At 69.3% G+C, this 17,762-nt stretch carries 14 protein-coding genes and 1 pseudogene; 6 read left to right on the top strand and 9 right to left on the bottom strand.

What is annotated here, in order from left to right; genetic code table 11:
- Positions 1 to 4: 4 nt before the first annotated feature.
- From AC1DWC_RS12900 to AC1DWC_RS12910, 3 genes are read right to left on the bottom strand one after another with little or no spacing between them, the layout of a single operon-like run.
- A complete protein-coding gene (locus AC1DWC_RS12900) occupies positions 5 to 1,168 on the bottom strand; it encodes an acyl-CoA dehydrogenase family protein (protein ID WP_477908570.1) in 1,164 nt (387 codons plus the stop codon).
- The gene (locus tag AC1DWC_RS12905) at positions 1,165 to 3,195 is read right to left on the bottom strand and encodes an acetyl/propionyl/methylcrotonyl-CoA carboxylase subunit alpha (protein ID WP_477908572.1); all 2,031 of its coding nucleotides are present in this window, start codon (positions 3,193 to 3,195) and stop codon (positions 1,165 to 1,167) included. The genes AC1DWC_RS12900 and AC1DWC_RS12905 overlap by 4 nt, the downstream gene beginning before the upstream one ends.
- A 5-nt stretch (positions 3,196 to 3,200) precedes the next feature.
- On the bottom strand, positions 3,201 to 4,733 hold the full coding sequence (locus AC1DWC_RS12910) for a carboxyl transferase domain-containing protein (protein ID WP_477908574.1): 1,533 nt from the start codon (positions 4,731 to 4,733) through the stop codon (positions 3,201 to 3,203).
- 136 nt (positions 4,734 to 4,869) lie between these two features.
- Here AC1DWC_RS12910 and AC1DWC_RS12915 point away from each other — a divergent pair, with 136 nt between their 5' ends.
- The 6 genes and pseudogenes from AC1DWC_RS12915 to AC1DWC_RS12940 all read left to right on the top strand — a co-directional run bounded on the left by AC1DWC_RS12915 (position 4,870) and on the right by AC1DWC_RS12940 (position 9,326).
- Positions 4,870 to 5,478, top strand: a complete 609-nt coding sequence (locus AC1DWC_RS12915) for an SACE_7040 family transcriptional regulator (protein WP_477908576.1) — start codon at positions 4,870 to 4,872, stop codon at positions 5,476 to 5,478.
- A gap of 59 nt (positions 5,479 to 5,537) precedes the next feature.
- Positions 5,538 to 6,179, top strand: coding sequence for a maleylpyruvate isomerase family mycothiol-dependent enzyme (locus AC1DWC_RS12920; protein WP_477908578.1), 642 nt, complete (start codon positions 5,538 to 5,540; stop codon positions 6,177 to 6,179).
- A 124-nt stretch (positions 6,180 to 6,303) separates the two neighbouring features.
- On the top strand, positions 6,304 to 7,134 hold the full coding sequence (locus AC1DWC_RS12925) for a lysostaphin resistance A-like protein (protein ID WP_477908580.1): 831 nt from the start codon (positions 6,304 to 6,306) through the stop codon (positions 7,132 to 7,134).
- Between the two features lie 340 nt (positions 7,135 to 7,474).
- Positions 7,475 to 7,672 (top strand): annotated as a pseudogene (locus tag AC1DWC_RS12930) (hypothetical protein); the annotation flags it as partial.
- Positions 7,673 to 8,081: 409 nt separating this feature from the next.
- Positions 8,082 to 8,813 carry an HNH endonuclease signature motif containing protein gene (locus AC1DWC_RS12935; protein WP_477908924.1) on the top strand — a complete coding sequence of 244 codons (732 nt, stop codon included), beginning with the start codon at positions 8,082 to 8,084 and terminating at the stop codon, positions 8,811 to 8,813.
- Positions 8,814 to 8,996: 183 nt separating this feature from the next.
- The gene (locus AC1DWC_RS12940) at positions 8,997 to 9,326 is read left to right on the top strand and encodes a YnfA family protein (protein ID WP_072842775.1); all 330 of its coding nucleotides are present in this window, start codon (positions 8,997 to 8,999) and stop codon (positions 9,324 to 9,326) included.
- 47 nt (positions 9,327 to 9,373) lie between these two features.
- Here the strand turns inward: AC1DWC_RS12940 and AC1DWC_RS12945 are convergent, their stop codons facing one another.
- From AC1DWC_RS12945 to AC1DWC_RS12970, 6 genes are all read right to left on the bottom strand, one after another.
- Entirely contained in the window at positions 9,374 to 10,015 is a 642-nt protein-coding gene (locus AC1DWC_RS12945) for a YoaK family protein (protein ID WP_477908926.1), read from the bottom strand.
- A gap of 164 nt (positions 10,016 to 10,179) precedes the next feature.
- Positions 10,180 to 11,289 (bottom strand): NDMA-dependent alcohol dehydrogenase, encoded by a 1,110-nt coding sequence (locus tag AC1DWC_RS12950; RefSeq protein WP_072842773.1) that lies wholly within the window; start codon positions 11,287 to 11,289, stop codon positions 10,180 to 10,182.
- 25 nt (positions 11,290 to 11,314) lie between these two features.
- Positions 11,315 to 12,817, bottom strand: coding sequence for an aldehyde dehydrogenase family protein (locus tag AC1DWC_RS12955; protein WP_477908582.1), 1,503 nt, complete (start codon positions 12,815 to 12,817; stop codon positions 11,315 to 11,317).
- 86 nt (positions 12,818 to 12,903) lie between these two features.
- A complete protein-coding gene (locus AC1DWC_RS12960; protein WP_477908584.1) occupies positions 12,904 to 14,574 on the bottom strand; it encodes a sigma-54-dependent Fis family transcriptional regulator in 1,671 nt (556 codons plus the stop codon).
- Positions 14,575 to 14,585: 11 nt separating this feature from the next.
- A complete protein-coding gene (locus AC1DWC_RS12965) occupies positions 14,586 to 16,175 on the bottom strand; it encodes an AMP-binding protein (RefSeq protein ID WP_477908928.1) in 1,590 nt (529 codons plus the stop codon).
- Between the two features lie 244 nt (positions 16,176 to 16,419).
- Entirely contained in the window at positions 16,420 to 17,757 is a 1,338-nt protein-coding gene (locus AC1DWC_RS12970) for an MFS transporter (RefSeq protein WP_477908586.1), read from the bottom strand.
- Positions 17,758 to 17,762 lie beyond the last annotated feature (5 nt).

Genomic DNA, 17,762 nt, shown 5'->3' on the forward strand with positions numbered 1-17,762 from the left:
CCGTTCACAGCCCCGCCTCCCGCGCGATCAGCATCAGCTGCACCTCGGTGGTGCCCTCGCCGATCTCGAGGATCTTGCTGTCCCGGTAGTGCCGGGCCACCGGGTACTCGTTCATGAAGCCGTAGCCGCCGAAGATCTGGGTGGCGTCGCGTGCGTTGTCCATCGCGGCCTCGCTGGCCACCAGCTTGGCGATGGAGGCCTGCTTCTTGAAGGGCTTGCCCGCCAACATCAGTGCGGCCGCGTCGTAGTACGCGGTGCGGGCGACGTGGGCGCGCACCTCCATCCGGGCGATCTTGAAGGCGATGGCCTGGTTGGCGCCGATCGGCCTGCCGAACGCCTCCCGCTCCTTGGCGTACTTGACGGACTCGTCCACGCAGCCCTGCGCGGCGCCGACGCTGAGCGCGGCGATGGCGATCCGGCCCTCGTCGAGGATCCGCAGGAAGTTCGCGTAGCCGCGGCCGCGCTCGCCGAGCAGGTTCTCCTGGGGGACGCGGACGTCCTGGAAGGTCAGCGGATGGGTGTCCGAGGCGTTCCAGCCGACCTTGTTGTAGGCCGGCTCGGCGGTGAAGCCGGGCGTGGAGGTCGGCACCAGGATGGTGGAGATCTCCTTCGTGCCGTTCTCCCTGACCCCGGTGACCGCGGTGACCGTGACCAGCCTGGTGATGTCGGTGCCGGAGTTGGTGATGAACTGCTTGTTGCCGTTGACGATCCAGTCGGTGCCGTCCAGCTTGGCGGTGGTCTTGGTGCCGCCGGCGTCGCTGCCCGCACCGGGTTCGGTGAGGCCGAAGGCGGCGAGCGACTTACCGCTGGTGAGCTGCGGCAGCCACTCCTCCTTCTGCGCCTCGTTGCCGAAGCGGTACACCGGCATCGCGCCGAGCGAGACGCCGGCCTCGAGGGTGATGGCGACCGACTGGTCCACCTTGCCCAGTTCCTCGAGCGCGAGGCACAGTGCGAAGTAGTCGCCGCCCATGCCGCCGTACTCCTCCGGGAACGGCAGGCCGAACAGGCCCATGTCGGCCATCCCGTCGATCACCTTGTACGGGAAGGTGTGGTTGGCGTCGTGCTCGGCGGCGACGGGTGCGACGACGGTCTGCGCGAAGTCCCGGACGGTCTTCGCCAGCTGCTGGTACTCGTCGGGAAGCTGTCCGCTGGAGAGGTAGTCGGTCATGACGCGGCGCCCTTCGTTTCGATGTCGTTGTTGTCGTTCGTGTCGGTGGCGTGCGGAACCACCCGGACCAGCACCTGGTCCACCTTGACCTGGTCGCCCGCGGCGACGAGCAGTTCGACGGTTCCGTCGACCGGCGAGCGCATCGCGTGCTCCATCTTCATGGCCTCCACCACCACCAGCACGTCGCCCGCGGCCACGGCGGCGCCGGACTCGGCACCGACCGCGATGACGGATCCCGGCATGGGACTGGTGATCTCGGCCTCGCCGGCGTGCACGTCACCGGTGCGCACGTTCACCTCCGCCGCCTGCCGGAGCACCGCGGTGCCGTGGGGACCGGCCAGCCAGATGTGGCCGTCGTGCTCGGCGACGCGGTAGGTCGTCCGCAGTCCGTCGAGCACGAGGGACAGCAGCGGCCCGTCGAGTGTCGCGGTGAGGCTGCGGCTTTCGCCGTCCTCGAGCGCCACCGTCGCGGCGCCGGGGTGTCCGGCGATCCGGACGTGATCGGTGCGGGCGGGGCCGACCAGCCGGACACTGGTGGGAACCGACTCCCCCACCCGCCAGCCCGAGGGCAGCGCCCAGGGGTCGGCGATGTCGGCCCGCGCCGGCCAGCCGCCGAGCCATCGGTAGGTGCCGGCGGCGATGAACTCCTCGTCCGATGCCTGGGCCGCGACGAAGTCCTCGACCCGGCGGTCGAGCAGGCCGGTGTCCAGCCGACCGGCGACCACGTCGGGGTCGGCGAGCAGGAAACGGGCGAACTCGATGTTGGTCACCACGCCGAGCACCGCGGTCTCCCCCAGCGCCCGGTCGAGGCCCCGCAGCGCGGCGGCCCGGTCGGCGCCGTGCACGATCACCTTGGCGAGCATCGGGTCGTAGTCGCTGCCGACCTCGGTGCCCGCCCGCAGCCCGGAGTCGACGCGCACCCCGGGCCCGGTCGGCTCGACCACGTCGACCACCAGCCCGCCGGTGGGCAGGAACCCCCGCGACGGGTCCTCGGCGTACACCCGGGCCTCGATGGCGTGCCCGGTCATGGTCACGTCGTCCTGCCCGAAGCCGAGCTTCTCGCCCGCGGCCACCCGGACCTGCCACTCGACCAGGTCCAGTCCGGTCACCATCTCGGTGACCGGGTGCTCGACCTGCAGCCGGGTGTTCATCTCCATGAAGAAGAACTCGTCGGGGCTGTCCGCGGAGACGATGAACTCCACCGTGCCGGCGCCGGTGTAGTCGACGCTGCGCGCGGTGTTGCAGGCGGCCTCGCCGATCCGCGCCCGCGTCGCCTCGTCGAGCAGGGGCGAGGGCGCCTCCTCGATCACCTTCTGGTGCCGGCGCTGCAGGCTGCACTCGCGCTCGCCGAGGTGCACCACGTTGCCGTGTGTGTCCGCAATGACCTGGACCTCGATGTGCCTGGGACGCAACACGAATCGTTCGAGGAAGAGCGTGTCGTCGCCGAAGGCCGAGGCGGCCTCGCGGCGGGCGCTGGCGAGCGCCTCCGCCAGGGCGCCGGGCTCGGTGACCAGGCGCATGCCCTTGCCGCCACCGCCGGCCGAGGGCTTGACCAGAACCGGATAGCCGATGTCGTCGGCTGCCGCGATCAGGTCAGCGTCGGTCAGCCCGGGCCGGGCGATGCCGGGGACCACCGGGACGTCGAATGCCGCCACCGCGTTCTTTGCGGTGATCTTGTCGCCCATCACCTCGATGGCACGCGCCGACGGTCCGAGGAAGGCGATGCCCGCCGCCTCGAGCGCGGCCGCGAAGGCCGAGTTCTCGGAGAGGAATCCGTATCCCGGGTGCACGGCCTGCGCCCCGGTGCGGACCGCGGCCGCGACCACCTTGTCGATGTCGAGATAGCTCTCCCGGGCGGCCGCGGGACCGAGCAGGACCGCGGTGTCCGCCTCACGGACGTGGCGCGCGTCGGCGTCGGCGTCGCTGTAGACGGCGACCGATCGGATCCCCATCTCGCGCAGGGTTCGGATGACGCGCACCGCGATCTCGCCGCGATTGGCCACCAGGACGGTGTGAAATTCGGTCATGTCGGTCACATCCTGAAGACGCCGTAGGAAACCGGCTCGAGCGGTGCCTGCGCACACACCGAAAGCGCCAGTCCGAGAACAGTTCTGGTGTCGGCGGGATCGATGACTCCATCGTCCCACAGCCGGGCGGTCGAGTAGTAGGGGTTGCCCTGCGCCTCGTACTGGGCACGGATCTCGTCCGGATCGTTGCCCGAGCCGACGGAGCCGAGCACCGAGGCGGCCTGCTCGCCGCCCATCACCGAGATCCGCGCGTTCGGCCACATCCACAGGAACCGCGGCGAGTAGGCGCGTCCGCACATCGAGTAGTTGCCGGCGCCGTAGGACCCGCCGATCACCACGGTGAGCTTGGGGACCCGGGCGCAGGCGACCGCGGTGACCATCTTCGCGCCGTGCTTGGCGATGCCGCCGGCCTCGTAGTCCCGACCGACCATGAACCCGGCAATGTTCTGCAGGAACAGCAGCGGGACGCTGCGCTTGTCGCACAGCTCGATGAAGTGCGCGCCCTTCATCGCGGACTCGGCGAACAGGACGCCGTTGTTGGCGACGATGCCGACCGGGTGGCCGTGGATGTGGGCGAAGCCGGTGACCAGGGTCTTGCCGTACTCGGCCTTGAACTCCTGGAACTCTCCACCGTCGACGAGGCGGGTGATCACCTCGTGCACGTCGTACGGGGTGCGCGGGTCAGTGGGCACCACGTCGTAGAGCTCGGTCTGCGGTGCGACCGCGTCGACAGCCGGGATCACGTCCCAGGGCCGGTCGGTGCGGGGACCGAGGGTGGCGACGATCCGCCGGACGATGCGCAGCGCGTCCTGGTCGTCCTCGGCGAGGTGGTCGGTGACGCCGGAGACCTTGGAGTGCAGGTCGCCGCCGCCGAGCTCCTCCGCGGTGACGATCTCGCCGGTCGCGGCCTTCACCAGCGGCGGGCCGCCGAGGAAGATGGTGCCCTGGTTGCGGACGATCACGGCCTCGTCGCTCATCGCCGGGACGTAGGCGCCACCGGCGGTGCACGAGCCCATCACCGCTGCGATCTGGGCGATGCCCTTGGCGCTGAGGTTGGCCTGGTTGTAGAAGATGCGGCCGAAGTGCTCGCGGTCGGGGAACACCTCGTCCTGCCGGGGCAGGAAGGCGCCGCCCGAGTCGACCAGGTAGATGCAGGGCAGGTTGTTCTGCAGCGCGATCTCCTGCGCACGCAGGTGCTTCTTGACCGTCATCGGGTAGTAGGTGCCACCCTTGACGGTGGCGTCGTTGGCGACGATGACGCACTCGCGACCCGAGACCCGGCCGATCCCGGCGATCATCCCGGCGCCCGGGGACTGGTCGTCGTACATGCCGTTCGCGGCGAGTGGCGAGAACTCGAGGAAGGCGCTGCCCGGATCCAGCAGCGTGTCGACTCGCTCACGCGGGAGCAACTTGCCCCGGCCCACGTGCCGCTCCCTGGACGCCTGACTGCCGCCGAGCGCGGCGACGCCGAGCCGCGTGCGCAACTCGTCGACCAGCCGCTGATGCTCGGCCCTGTTCCGATCCCCGTCGACCGTCATGCCACCACCCGTCCACTCCGAGGTCCGTCAACCGCTGGAAGCGTCCGCTCCAAGTTCGGTTAACTCCAACTAACTCAATCTAAGATAACTTTGATTAACTGAGATGTCCAGATCCAATGTCAGAAGGAGCGATCGGATGGCACCCACACAGGCCACGGGGCCGGCCCCGACCCGGCGCAGCCAACTCAAGGCCGACCGTCGCCGTCAGCTGCTGCAGGCCGCGGCCCGACTGATCGCCGAGCGCGGATATGCGGGCGTCCGGCTCGAGGACCTCGGCGCCGCCGTCGGCATCAGCGGCCCGGCGGTGTACCGGCACTTCCCCAACAAGGAGTCGCTGCTGGTCGAGCTGCTGGTCGACATCAGCCGCCGCCTCTTCGACGGCGGCACCGAGGTGGCCGCGGCCGCCGACACGCCGGAGCAGGCCCTCGCCGACCTGGTCGAGTTCCACCTCGACTTCGCGATCGGCGAGCCGGATCTGATCCGCGTGCAGGACCGCGACCTCGAGTCCCTGCCCGACGCCGCACGGCGGCAGGTGCGCCAGTTCCAGCGGCGGTACGTCGAGATGTGGGTAGGGGTCCTGCGGCAGGTCGATCCCGGACTCGACGAGGCCGACGCCCGGATCAAGGCCCACGCGACGTTCGGGCTGATCAACTCCACCCCGCACAGCGTCAACCCGTCGGCACCCACCCGGACCCGCGCGGTGCTGCGCCGGATGACGGCGGCGGCGCTGGCGCCGGGGGTGTAGGGCGGCGCGCTGCGGTGGGAGAATTCGTCTCGGGAAGTCCTGGCGCTGGAGGGGCCGTGATGAAGCTGACCCGAGACGAGATCTGGTCATACGTCCACGCCGAACGCCGGGCTCTCGCCGCCGTGCTGGCCGACCTGTCCGACGACGAGTGGGCAACGGATTCGCTCTGCGCGGGGTGGACCGTCAAGGACGTCGCCGGCCACGTGATCGCCCATCCCCAGACCCGGCTTCGCGATTTTCGTGACGCGGTCCCCCTGCTGATCCGCGCGCACGGCAGCTACAGCGAGACCATCTACGCGCAGGGCAAACTGGTCTCCGACCGCCCCACGGCCGAGATCGTTGCCGACTTCGACCGGCTCGACGGCTCGCGTGGCCACCCGCCGGGTACCCCGGTCCGGTTCGCGTTGATCGAGATCCTGCTGCACACCCAGGACATCGCCCTCCCGCTCGGGAGGGCGCACGCCATGCCGCCGGTCGCCGCGGCCTGCGCGGCGGGACTGGTCCGGCCGCTTGCCTCGTCGATGGGCGTGCGGCACAAGGTCTCTGGCGTGCGGATGGTCGCCACCGATGTCGAATGGTCGGCGGGCAGGGGCGCGCCGGTGCAGGGTCCGATGCAGCAGTTGCTGCTCGCGATGGCGGGGCGGCCGGTCGACCGGAGCCAGCTGAGCGGGACGGGGGTTGCGGCGCTGCCCGGACCGTGACCGGCCGGCCGGACGCCGCCAACGGACGGACGCCTCGACTGATCCGTGCGGCGATGCCCACACAGTCCGGATGGGGCCTTCGTGTGACGGTCGGCCGCCGCGGACGAGTCTCTACGATCAGGCGATGACGCATGAACGTGTAGACGGACCAAGCTGGCGTCGCCCCAGCATCTGGATGGCGATCGGGCTGATCGTGGCCTACCTGGCGTTCTACTTGGCGGTGTCGCAGCTGATCGGGTGGATCTTCGCCGACGAGATCGACACGGACAACATCGTGAGTTCCGCGCCCAGCATCCTGTTCGGGCTCGCCCTGCCGATCGCGATCGGCGCCGTCGCACTGCTTGTCGTCGCTGTCCGACTCGGCCTGCTGGGGAAGATCTTCGGGCCCCAACCCATTCGGGGACGCGGCTGGATGTGGATCGGCCCGGTGCTGGTTCTGGCCGCGATCATCGCGCATGTGACCGGGACGGACTGGAGTTCGTGGACCGGCGGGCAGATCGCGGCAATGTTCGTCATGGGTGCCTGCGTCGGCCTCACCGAGGAGCTGGCCACCCGAGGACTCGTAGTCCAGATCCTGCGCGACGCTCGCCACAGCGAGAAGTACGTCGCGGTGGCCTCGTCGTTGATGTTCGCACTGATGCACACCGTGAACCTGCTCGCGGGTATGGAGCTGACCACCGTCGCCGCCACGGTCGTCTACACCTTCGGCTTCGGCATGTGCATGTACCTCACGATGCGAGTGACCGGCACCATCTGGGCGGCAGTCGTTCTCCACGCCCTCACCGACCCGACGACCTTCCTCTCCTCCGGTGGGCTCGACACCGCCGTCGGCACGTCCAGCAGCGGTGGTGCGATCGCGGCACTGGTGACGATCGCGCTCATCGTGTTCGGTGTTGTCGCGGCCTTCTTCGTCCGAGGCCAGGTTCGCGCAACGCAGCCTTTGCCCGCCGCTTGACCTCTCGGCCGGCCGCACCATCTCCGCGGCCGGCCGGTCGGTCTGCCACCGGGAAGCCTCCGGGCCGCCCCCGCGGTCGCCTACCCGCACGCGACGAACCCACGGGTTCGAATACCCGCCGCCAACCCATATGTCGGAGAAGCCGCGAACTGTCAAGAAGAGGAATATTTCCGGTTCACATACCTTTTGACCAGCATAAATAAACTAGAAATCGAATGTGCGTGCGAGTAGAATTCGACGTATGAAACTCGACGCCATACTCACCGACCCCGCCGGGGTCGAGGCATGGCGACTCGACGAAACCGAGATCCTCGCCGCGGTCCCCGAGCTGGTTCAGGACATGCGCAGACGCGACGCGCTCCTCGTCCGACTCGTGCACGAGGCGGACCAGAGATGCCTGCCCGAACACGCCGGCGCCGCGGACACCACCTCCTGGCTCGCCGGCGTCACCCGGATGCGCCGCGCCCGCGCCGCCCAGATCGTCCGTCTCTCCCGAGAACTCCCCCTGCACCCCCGGGTGGCCGACGTGCTGAACGAGGGACGGATCGAACTCGCCCACGTCCAGGTGATCGTCAACTTCCTCGGCCGCCTCGCGAAGCTCACCAAGGACTTCGGCATCGAACCCGCGGAAACGGACTGGGACCATCCCGACCCCGACAGCGGGCGGGCCGATGACTGCGAGGCCTACCTGCTCATCGCCGCCCGCGTCGAGGACACCGCACAGTTGCGCAAGCGGGCCCGCGAGATGGAGATCTTCTTCGAGCGCGACAGCGATCTCCCCTCCGACGGCGAGAACCCGGAACTCAACGAGTTCCACGCATCCGCGACTTTGGGTGGGCGGGTGCTCGTGAAGGGCAGCTTCGACGCCGAGTCCGGCGAGGCCCTGCAGACCGCCCTGTCCGGGCTGTCGAAGCCGCACCCGAGCACCGACGAGGACGGGCAACCCGATCCGCGACCCTCGCACCGCCGCCAAACGCCGCGCCGACGCCCTCGAACAGATCATCCGCGGACACCTCGACAACGCACGCGGACCGTTCGAAGGCGGCGAACGACCCCACGTCACCGTGACCATCGACGTCGACGCACTCAAGGACGCAGTCGCCGCAACGGCGCCGACACCCGCGACCGGGGCCTGGTCCGGAAACGACTGGGACTACCACTCCGACAACGCAACCGGACCCATCAGCGGCGAACACTGCGACGGCTGTACCGACGTCAGGCCGCCGCGGCACTACCGCCGCAGAAGGCACGCCAGCATGCCGTGGGCGGGACCGATCTCCGCCGCCATCGCGGCCCGCATCTCCTGCGACGCCCAGGTCACCCCGATCTTCGTCGACCGGGGCGGCAACCCCCTCGACGTCGGCCGAACCACCCGCATCATCTCCCCGAAACTACGGAAAGCGCTGGTCGCCAGGGACTGCGGCTGCGCCTTCCCCGGCTGCGGCCGCCCCGCCGCGTGGACCGACGCCCACCATGTCCGGCACTGGAGCAACGGCGGATCGACCGCGCTGTCCAACCTGGTGCTGCTCTGCAAGAAGCACCACACGATCATCCACAGGAACCACTGGGTCGTGCAGATCGAATCGGACGGGTTCCCGTCGTTCACCCCACCCGCGTGGGTGGACCCGTTGCGAAGACCCCGGCCGGCCCACAACCGGCGAGTGATCCACGGAGCCTGACCAGGCAAGGAACTACAAACTCACCCACAACCAGACCGGTTGCGGCCGAGACGCCCTCGGCCGCAACCGGTCTGCGCTTGGCGCACACAGCACGACGGGCGAGCACCGGTGACAACCCGATCCTCATCCCCGACCCCGTCCGACCCCAGCTAGGGTCCGAGGCATGCCCGAGAGCCTCCGCCGATGACCGTCGCGAAGTCCGTCGCCCTGTTCGCCCTCGCCGCGGTCCTCGAGATCGGTGGCGCCTGGCTGATCTGGCAGGGCGTGCGCGAGCACCGCGGCTGGCTGTGGATCGGCCTCGGCGTGATCGGCCTCGGGGCCTACGGCTTCGTCGCGACGATGCAACCGGACGCCAACTTCGGGCGGATCCTCGCAGCGTACGGCGGGGTGTTCGTCGCGGGCTCGCTGATCTGGGGCATGGCGATGGACGGGTTCCGCCCGGACCGTTGGGACGTCACCGGCGCGCTGCTCTGCCTGGTCGGGGTCGCGGTGATCATGTACGCCCCCCGCTGACCTGACCCGGCGCACCAGACGGCCCGGGACTCACACCGCCCCAGAATTCACACGGCCCCGCGCGACCGCGACATCCCGACCGCGAGGAGGGCCGACACCGCGACCGCGAGCCACATCCCGGTCAGCCCGATCCACCGGTGCACCGCGGCGCCGAGGACCACCCCGGCGACCAGCCCCAGCCACAGCCCAGCGAAGCGCACCCAGGCCCACCTCGGTCCCCCCGCGAGCGCACCCGCAATCTGCTGGCCGAGCTTGACCAGTGTTCCGGTCATGTAGGTCAGGCTGATCGACGCCTGGTCGCGCCGCTCGAACACCGTGTTCTCCGCCCCCATCGCCAGCGCCATCGACGCGATCACCACCTGGGTGGGCGCCACGTCGTGACCGGCCGCGGACACCGCCAGCAGCAGCGTCACCAACACCAGCACAGCGCTCGCACGCCGCCGGCCCGCCCGACGGCCGAGCAGCGAACCGGCCACCACCCCCAGCACGAACAGGCCGATCACCGACGTGCCCACCAGGGCCGAATGCCCGGCGCCGTCGACGGCCGCCACGGCGGCGCGGGTCGAGTTCCCACTCATGAACGAAACGAAGTACCCGCCGAGGGTGATGTAACCCATCGCGTCCACGAAGCCGGCGAGCGCGGCAAGGAGCACCGCCGTCGCGGCGGTCGTCCGTCCGAGACTGGTGATCACCGCGGCCTCCCTTGCAGTCGACTCCTGTCATCATGCGCCGCGCAGCGCGCGTGCGGACCGCACGCAAACGAGACGCCCCGCCTCTCGACCGGGGCGGGCCGAGAGGCGGGGCGAGGGAACGTGCCGCCGGGCGAGGGACCCGGGCCACGTTGGTCAGTAGGTCACTTGTGCATGATCACGCCGCGGATGTTCTTGCCGTCCCGCAGGTCCTGGTAGCCCTTGTTGACGTCCTCGAGGCTGTACCGCGTGGTCACCAGCTCGTCGAGCTTGAGCTGACCCGCGTCGTAGAGGCGCAGCAGGCGGACGATGTCGTACTGCGGGTTCATCGACCCGAACAGCGAGCCCTTGATCGTCTTCTGGTTCAGCGTCAGGTCGCAGCCCGAGACGTGCACGGTGAGCTTCGCCGGGTCCGCGAGGCCGGTGATCACCACGGTGCCGCCCTTGCCGATCACCGCAGTCGCCGCCGAGACCACCTCCTCGTCCACCGTGCCGACCAGGATCAGCGCCGCATCTGCGCCCTGCCCCCAGGTCAGTTCGTTGACCTTCTCGGCCGCACTGGCGGCGTCGGCAAAGGCATGCGTCGCACCGAACTTCAGTGCCTGGTCCCGCTTCATCGCGACCGGATCGACCACCACGACGTACTTGCATCCCGCGCTCACCGCGCCCTGCACGGCGTTGATGCCGAGGCCGCCGATCCCGTAGACGACGGCGGTGTCACCGGCCCGCAGGTTGCCGGCATTGACCGCGGTGCCCCAACCCGACGGCACCCCGCAGCCGACGAGTACGGCGGTCTCGAGCGGCAGCCAGTCGTCGACCTTGACCACCGAGTGCTGCGAGATCGTGGCCCGCTCGGCGAACGTGCCGAGCATGCACATGGCACCGAAATCGGTTCCCTTGGAGTGGAATCGGAAGGTCCCGTCGGGCATGGAGCCTTCCAGGATGGTGGCGCCCATGTCGCACAGGTTCTGCCGCCCGGTCGAGCAGTAGCGGCAGGTGCCGCAGTTCGGGATGAAACTGCACACCACATGGTCACCGGGCTTGACCTTGGTGACGCCCGGGCCGACCTCCTCGATGATCCCGGAACCCTCGTGACCGCCGACGATCGGATACCGCGGGGGCAGGTCGCCGTCGGTCAGGTGCAGGTCCGAGTGACACAGGCCGGCGGCGGTGTACTTGATCAGCACCTCCCCGGGGCCGGGGCCGTCCAGGTCGAGCTCCATCAGCTCGAAGGGCTTGCCGGGCTCGAGCAGCACTGCAGCGGTGGTCTTCATGTTGACTCCCTCGTGAATGTTGCGGTCAGAGTGCGACGTTGACGGACTTGGTGATGGTGTAGGCGTCGAGGCCGGACGCACCCAGTTCGCGTCCCCAGCCCGACTGCTTGTAGCCGCCGAAGGGCATGGCGGTGTCGAAGCCGTTGTACTGGTTGATCCAGACCGAGCCGGCCTTGATCTGCTTCGCGGTGCGGTGCGCCTTCGAGATGTCGCGGGTCCAGATGCCGGCCGCGAGGCCGTAGATCGAGTCGTTCGCGGCGGCCGCGACGCCGGACTCCGCGTCGAACGGCATCGCCGCGACCACCGGACCGAAGATCTCCTCGCGCACGATGCTGAACTCGGGCTTGACGTCAACAAAGACGGTCGGCTCCACGAAGTAGCCGCTCTCGCCCCAGCGCTTGCCGCCGGTGAGCGCCCGGGCGCCGTCGGCCAGACCGGCGGCGAGGTACCCGGTGACCTTGTCGAACTGCTCCTGGGAGACCAGGGGGCCGAGCTGGGTGGTGGGGTCGAGGCCCGGCCCGATCTTCACCTGGCTCGCCGCGTGGGCGACGGCCTGGGTGAACTCGTCGAAGATCTTGTCCTCCACGAACAGTCGGGTGCCGGCGACACAGCACTGACCGTGGTTGAACAGCCAGGCGTTGAGCGAACCCTCCACCGCCGCATCGAAGTCCGCGTCCGCGAAGACGATGTTCGGGCTCTTGCCACCGAGCTCGAGCGAGACCTTCTTCAGGTTCCCCTTCGCGGCCTCGACGATCTTCTTGCCCACCTCGGTGGATCCGGTGAAGGCGATCTTGTCGACGTCCTCGTGCGCGGACAACGCGGCACCGGCGTCGCCGAACCCGCTGACGATGTTCACCACGCCGGGCGGGAAACCGGCCTCCTGGAACACCTCACCGAGCAGCAGCGCGGTCAGCGGCGTCTGCTCGGCCGGCTTGAGGACCACGGTGTTGCCGGCGGCCAGCGCCGGGGCCAGCTTCCAGGACGCCATCAGCAGCGGGAAGTTCCACGGCACGATCAGCCCGCACACGCCCACCGGCTCGCGCAGTGTGTACGCGTGGAACTCGCGACCGGGCGCGAACGGCATCGACACGTTGACCGTGCTGCCCTCGATCTTCGTCGCCCAGCCCGCGTAGTAGCGGAAAACGTCTGCGGCCCAGGCCACGTCGACTGCACTGGCGATGCCGACCGACTTGCCGTTGTCGAGCGCCTCGAGCTGACCGAACTCCTCGGCCCGCTCACTGAGGATGTCGCCGACCCGCCAGATCAGGCGCTCACGCTCGTTGGGCTTCATCGACGCCCACGCGCCGTCGTCGAACGCCGCGCGGGCGGCCCGGACCGCCCGGTCGATGTCCTCCGCCTGTCCGTGGGCGACCTCGACGAGGGCGTTGCCGGTGGCCGGATCGTAGGTCGGGAAAGTGCGGCCCGAGGCCGCGTCGATCCACTCCCCGTCGATCAGGAGCTGCTTCGGTCGCCCGCCCAGGAAGCCCTGCACCCGGGCGGCGAGCGGGAAATCGGCGATCGCGGTCATCGTTACTCCTTCGCATGTGAACGTGTGATGCACGCCATACTCCGACGGAACGGGTCCCGCTAACTGTGCGACTTCCGGACAGTCCCCTAGGTCGTGATGTCGAGCGCCCGGATGCGGGAATACAGTGTGCTGCGGCTGATCCCGAGACGGACCGACGCGTGCACCTTGTTGCCACCGCACTCCTGCAGCGCGTCGACGATCGCCTGACGCTCGGCGCGTTCGCGGCCGGCGAGCCGGGACACCCGCGAGCTCGTCCGGTACGCCTCGGGCAGGTCGGCGAGTCCGAGCCTGTTGCTGGACCGCGCCTCGACCGCCCTGGTCAGCACCACCCTGAGCTCGGTGAGGTTGCCCGGCCACTCCCCCGCGACCAGCGCCTCCAGCGCGCTGGACGTGAGGACGACCCCCGGCGCCAGCTCGTCGAGCATCGCCTGCGCGATCTCCGGGAGCTCACCGAGGCGTTGCCGCAACTGCGGGACGGTGATCCGTTCCGGACACCGTGCGACCAGGGCCGCGACCGCCGCGGGCAGGTCGTCGACCGGGCCGCTCGTGAGCACGATCCGGGGGCCCGACTCGGCGAGGATCAGCTCGGTGACCAGCGGCAGTACCGCGGCGGGGAGCAACTGCGCATGCTCGATCGCCAGCACACCACCCGACGAGGCCGCATGTTCGAGCAATACGGCGAGCCATTGGTCGACTCCCACGATCGGCACCCGGGTCGCATCCATCCAGTGCACATGTTCGGTGCCCGCGAGGTCGCGGATCGCGGTGGTCCGACCGGATCCAGGCTCCCCGACGATCGCGACGGCGCTCCGGTTGCCACGTACCCGCCGCAGTTGGGCCCGCGCTCGATCGCCCGCGGACCCCGGCACGGCACCCCGGCGTCGGATCGGCGCACTCGTACGGTGCACCGGTTGGACCAGAAACAGGGTGCCGCCGTTGGTTCCGGAGATCCGGTCGGCCCGGACCGTGGCCAGTTCACCGGATGCCAGTTCCATGTCGATGGTGCGGGTCTGGTCCGGAAGCAGGTCCACGGCGAGGCCGCGCAGGGCCGCATGGTCGGCCACGTCGAGCAGGTCCAGCGCGGTTCGATTGGTGAGCAGGATGTCCTCGCCGATGGCGGCGACGGCGAGGTGACGCTGCGGCGAGACTCGGTGGAAGGCGTCGACCAACCGCTGCTCCGACGCCCGCGAACCCTCCAGCAGACGCCGTTCGATGTCCGACGCGGCCCGCTGCAGGAAGGGCGCGAACAACGAGTTCGCCTGTGGGGCAAACCCGGTCATGTCCAGAACACCCTCCACCCGATGCGTGACCGGATGGATGATGGGATGCCCGTAACAGCTCACGCCCTTGAACTGTTCGAGGTAGTGCTCCCCGCCGTTGATGACGACGCCACGGCGCACCTCGAGGGGTGTGCCGATCGCGTTCGTCCCCGCGATGTCCTCCCCGAACCGGGAGCCGAGGACCGCGCCGAGTCGATCCATGTGCCGTTCGACCTGCTGGTTGTCGAACGCCCTCGCCACGATGTGGCAGTCGCGGTCGGCCAGCAGGACGCAGAGCCCGGTGCCGGCGATCTGGCCCCGGATCTCGTCCAGGATCGGCTGCGCGGCCCGAATCAACCGGCTCGTGAAGTCCACGTCCGGCGACGGGTCCGCGTCGAACGCGCCCTCCGGGTCGACACCGCTGAGCGCCGACCGCTTCCAGGACAGCGCGATCTCCGGACGGACCGCAGACCCTCCTGCCGCCCCCTCTGTGTCCACGCCCGCTCCCGCTATCGGTGACCGATCAGTTCGACCGACTGCTCACGCATCTCGATCTTGCGGACCTTCCCGGTCACCGTCATCGGGAACTCGTCGACGACGTGGACGTAGCGCGGAATCTTGTAGTGCGCCAGCTTTCCGTCACAGAAGGCGCGAACGGCGGCGGCGTCCAACGGCTCCGCACCCTCGCGCATTCGGATCCACACCATCAGCTCCTCGCCGTACTTCGCGTCGGGCACGCCGACCACCTGTGCGTCGAGGATGTCGGGGTGCGTGTAGAGGAATTCCTCGATCTCGCGCGGGTAGACGTTCTCCCCGCCGCGGATCACCATGTCCTTGATCCGGCCGGTGATCGCGACGTAGCCGTCGGAGTCCATCACCCCGATGTCGCCGGTGTGCATCCACCGGGCGGCGTCGATCGCCTCGGCAGACTTCTCCGGGTTCTCCCAGTAGCCGAGCATCACCGAGTAGCCGCGGGTGCACAGCTCGCCGGCCTCCCCGCGAGGCACCGTCAGACCGGTTGCGGGGTCGACGATCTTCACCTCGAGGTGCGGTCCGACCCTCCCCACCGTGGACACCCGCTGGTCGACGGTGTCGTCGGAGCGGGTCTGCAGCGAGACCGGGGACGTCTCGGTCATGCCGTAGCAGATCGACACCTCGGCCATCCCCATCCGCTCGATGACCTGCTTCATCACCTCCACCGGACAGGGCGAGCCGGCCATGATGCCGGTCCGCAGGCTCGACAGGTCGTAGTCGTCGAAGCCGGGCTCGGCGAGTTCCGCGATGAACATCGTCGGCACGCCGTAGAGCGAGGTGCACCGCTCCGCCTGCACCGCCTCCAGGGTGGCCTTCGGGTCGAACGCCGGGCCCGGAATCACCATCGCCGCACCGTGACTGGTGCACGCGAGGTTCCCCATCACCATTCCGAAGCAGTGGTAGAACGGCACCGGGATGCAGACCCGGTCGGCTTCGGTGTAGTGGCACAGCTCGCCGACGAAGTAGCCGTTGTTGAGGATGTTGTGATGGCTCAGCGTGGCACCCTTCGGGAAACCCGTTGTGCCCGAGGTGTACTGGATGTTGATGGGGTCGTCCGACGAGAGCGCGGCCTGGGCCGATGCCAGCACGGACGGGTCGGCCGCCTGCGCGGCCAGGCCGTCCGCGGCGAGCGCCTGCCAGTCCTCACTGCCGAGCAGGACCACCGACTCCACGCCGGGGCACTGCGGCCGGACCGTCTCGATCATCGCCGCGTAGTCGGAGGTCTTGAAGCTCGGCGCGGCCACCAGCATCTTGATGCCCGCCTGCTCGAGCACGTACTGCAACTCGTGCGAGCGGTAGGCCGGGTTGATGTTTACCAGGATCGCGCCGATCTTCGCGGTCGCGTACTGGATCAGGGTCCACTCCGGGCAGTTCGGGGCCCAGATCCCCACCCGGTCGCCCTTGCCGACACCCCGGGCCAGCAGCCCGGCCGCGACCCCGTTTACCTCCACGGCGAGCTCCGCGTAGCTCCACCGCCGCCCGGAGGCGTGGTCGACGAGGGCATCACGCCCACCGTGGGCCGCGACCGTCCGGTCGAAGTTGTCGCCGATCGTGTCGCCGAGCATCGGGCTGTCCCACGTGCCCGAGGCGTAGCTGGGCAGGGGTGGATTGCCGGGCCGGGTTCCACCGGGCAGGACCGTGATCATCCGTTTTCCTCTCCGGGCGCCTGTGCCGGCGCCTCCGGGAGGGCCCGCCTCGGCGAGCCCTCCCGTGGTCGAACCTACTCGTTTCGATGTGACCTACGACATACTCTGCGGTTCGGGGCCGGCATAACTGTGCAAAGTCCGGACACCCGGTACCGGCCGAGCGTCAGAGCGCGTGGTCCTTGGTCTCGACCAGCGCCTTGGTGCAGAAGAAACTCAACACCGCGAGGACCGCCAGCATGACGCCGATTGCGGAGCTGCCGTACGCCGACGCGAGCGGCGCGGCAATCAGCGGCGGGACCGCGCCGCCGAGGACGCCGGCCAGGTTGTAGCCCAGCCCCGCGCCGGTGTAGCGGTAGCGGGTCTGGAACATCTCGGGCAGCAGCGCGCCGCACGGACCGTAGGCGACGCCGAAGATCGCGAGCGTCACGAACATGCCGATCGCGAAGGCCACCGGCGATCCGGTGTCCAGGATCGGGAACAGTGCCAGCGCCCAGACCAGGGCGGCGACGCAGGACGCCATGATCACCTTGCGGCGGCCGATCCGGTCGGAGTAGAGCGCGGAGACGATGATCGCGATCCCGAAGACGACGGCGGATGCGATGCCGACCATCAGCACGAACGGCCGGCTGAAGCCGAGCGTCTTGGTTCCGTAGCTGGTGAGGAAGGCCGTGCCGAGGTAGAAGAAGGCGAACAGCGTGGCCAGGGCGCCCGCGGAGAGCAGGATCTCCTTGCGCTGGTAGCGCCAGGCGTCGAGGAACGGCAGGGTCCGGGGCGCCACGTCCGGCCCGTCGAGTTCGCGCTGCGCCTGGTTGGCGCGGAACACCGGGGTCTCCTCGATGGCGAGGCGCATGTACAGGCCGATGCCGACCAGCACGATGGAGAACAGGAACGGAACGCGCCAGCCCCAGTTGAGGAAGGTCTCGTTCGAGTCGCCGAGCACCGCGCCGGTGATGAGGAAGGTGCTGCTGGAGAGGATGAAGGCGATCGCCGGGCCGAGCTGCGGGAACATCGCGTACAGGCCACGCTTGCCGGGCGGTGCGTACTCGGCCGTCAACAGCGTCGCGCCTGCCCACTCGCCGCCGACCGCGAAGCCCTGCCCGAAGCGGAGCAGCACCAGGATGATCGGGGCCGCGACGCCGATCGTGGAGGCGCTCGGCAGCAGCCCGATGAGCAGGGTGGAGATGCCCATCAGCAGCAGCGTGGAGATCAGGGTCTTCTTGCGGCCGATCCGGTCGCCGTAGTGCCCGAACAACATGGCCCCGACCGGCCGCGCGATGAAGGCGACCGCGAAGGTGGCGAACGAGGCGACGGTGGCGGCGGTGGAACCGAGGGCCGGGAAGAACACCTTGGGGAAGACCAGCGCCGCCGCGGTCCCGTAGATGAAGAAGTCGTAGAACTCGATCGTTGTCCCGATACAACTGGCGACCGCTACCCGGCGCACGCTGGTGTGCGTCGCGGGCGGGGCGATCCCGGGTCCAACTGCTGGCGACACTGCCGTCATGGAGG

This window comes from Rhodococcus sp. P4_C10 (assembly GCF_056402135.1).

Excerpts from the sequence above, each read along its gene's own strand:
- AC1DWC_RS12900 (WP_477908570.1), bottom strand. The coding sequence starts at position 1,168 with ATGACCGACTACCTCTCCAGCGGACAGCTTCCCGACGAGTACCAGCAG.
- AC1DWC_RS12905 (WP_477908572.1), bottom strand. The coding sequence starts at position 3,195 with ATGACCGAATTTCACACCGTCCTGGTGGCCAATCGCGGCGAGATCGCG.
- AC1DWC_RS12910 (WP_477908574.1), bottom strand. The coding sequence starts at position 4,733 with ATGACGGTCGACGGGGATCGGAACAGGGCCGAGCATCAGCGGCTGGTC.
- AC1DWC_RS12915 (WP_477908576.1), top strand. The coding sequence starts at position 4,870 with ATGGCACCCACACAGGCCACGGGGCCGGCCCCGACCCGGCGCAGCCAA.
- AC1DWC_RS12920 (WP_477908578.1), top strand. The coding sequence starts at position 5,538 with ATGAAGCTGACCCGAGACGAGATCTGGTCATACGTCCACGCCGAACGC.
- AC1DWC_RS12925 (WP_477908580.1), top strand. The coding sequence starts at position 6,304 with ATGACGCATGAACGTGTAGACGGACCAAGCTGGCGTCGCCCCAGCATC.
- AC1DWC_RS12940 (WP_072842775.1), top strand. The coding sequence starts at position 8,997 with ATGACCGTCGCGAAGTCCGTCGCCCTGTTCGCCCTCGCCGCGGTCCTC.
- AC1DWC_RS12950 (WP_072842773.1), bottom strand. The coding sequence starts at position 11,289 with ATGAAGACCACCGCTGCAGTGCTGCTCGAGCCCGGCAAGCCCTTCGAG.
- AC1DWC_RS12955 (WP_477908582.1), bottom strand. The coding sequence starts at position 12,817 with ATGACCGCGATCGCCGATTTCCCGCTCGCCGCCCGGGTGCAGGGCTTC.
- AC1DWC_RS12965 (WP_477908928.1), bottom strand. The coding sequence starts at position 16,175 with ATGCTCGGCGACACGATCGGCGACAACTTCGACCGGACGGTCGCGGCC.
- AC1DWC_RS12970 (WP_477908586.1), bottom strand. The coding sequence starts at position 17,757 with ATGACGGCAGTGTCGCCAGCAGTTGGACCCGGGATCGCCCCGCCCGCG.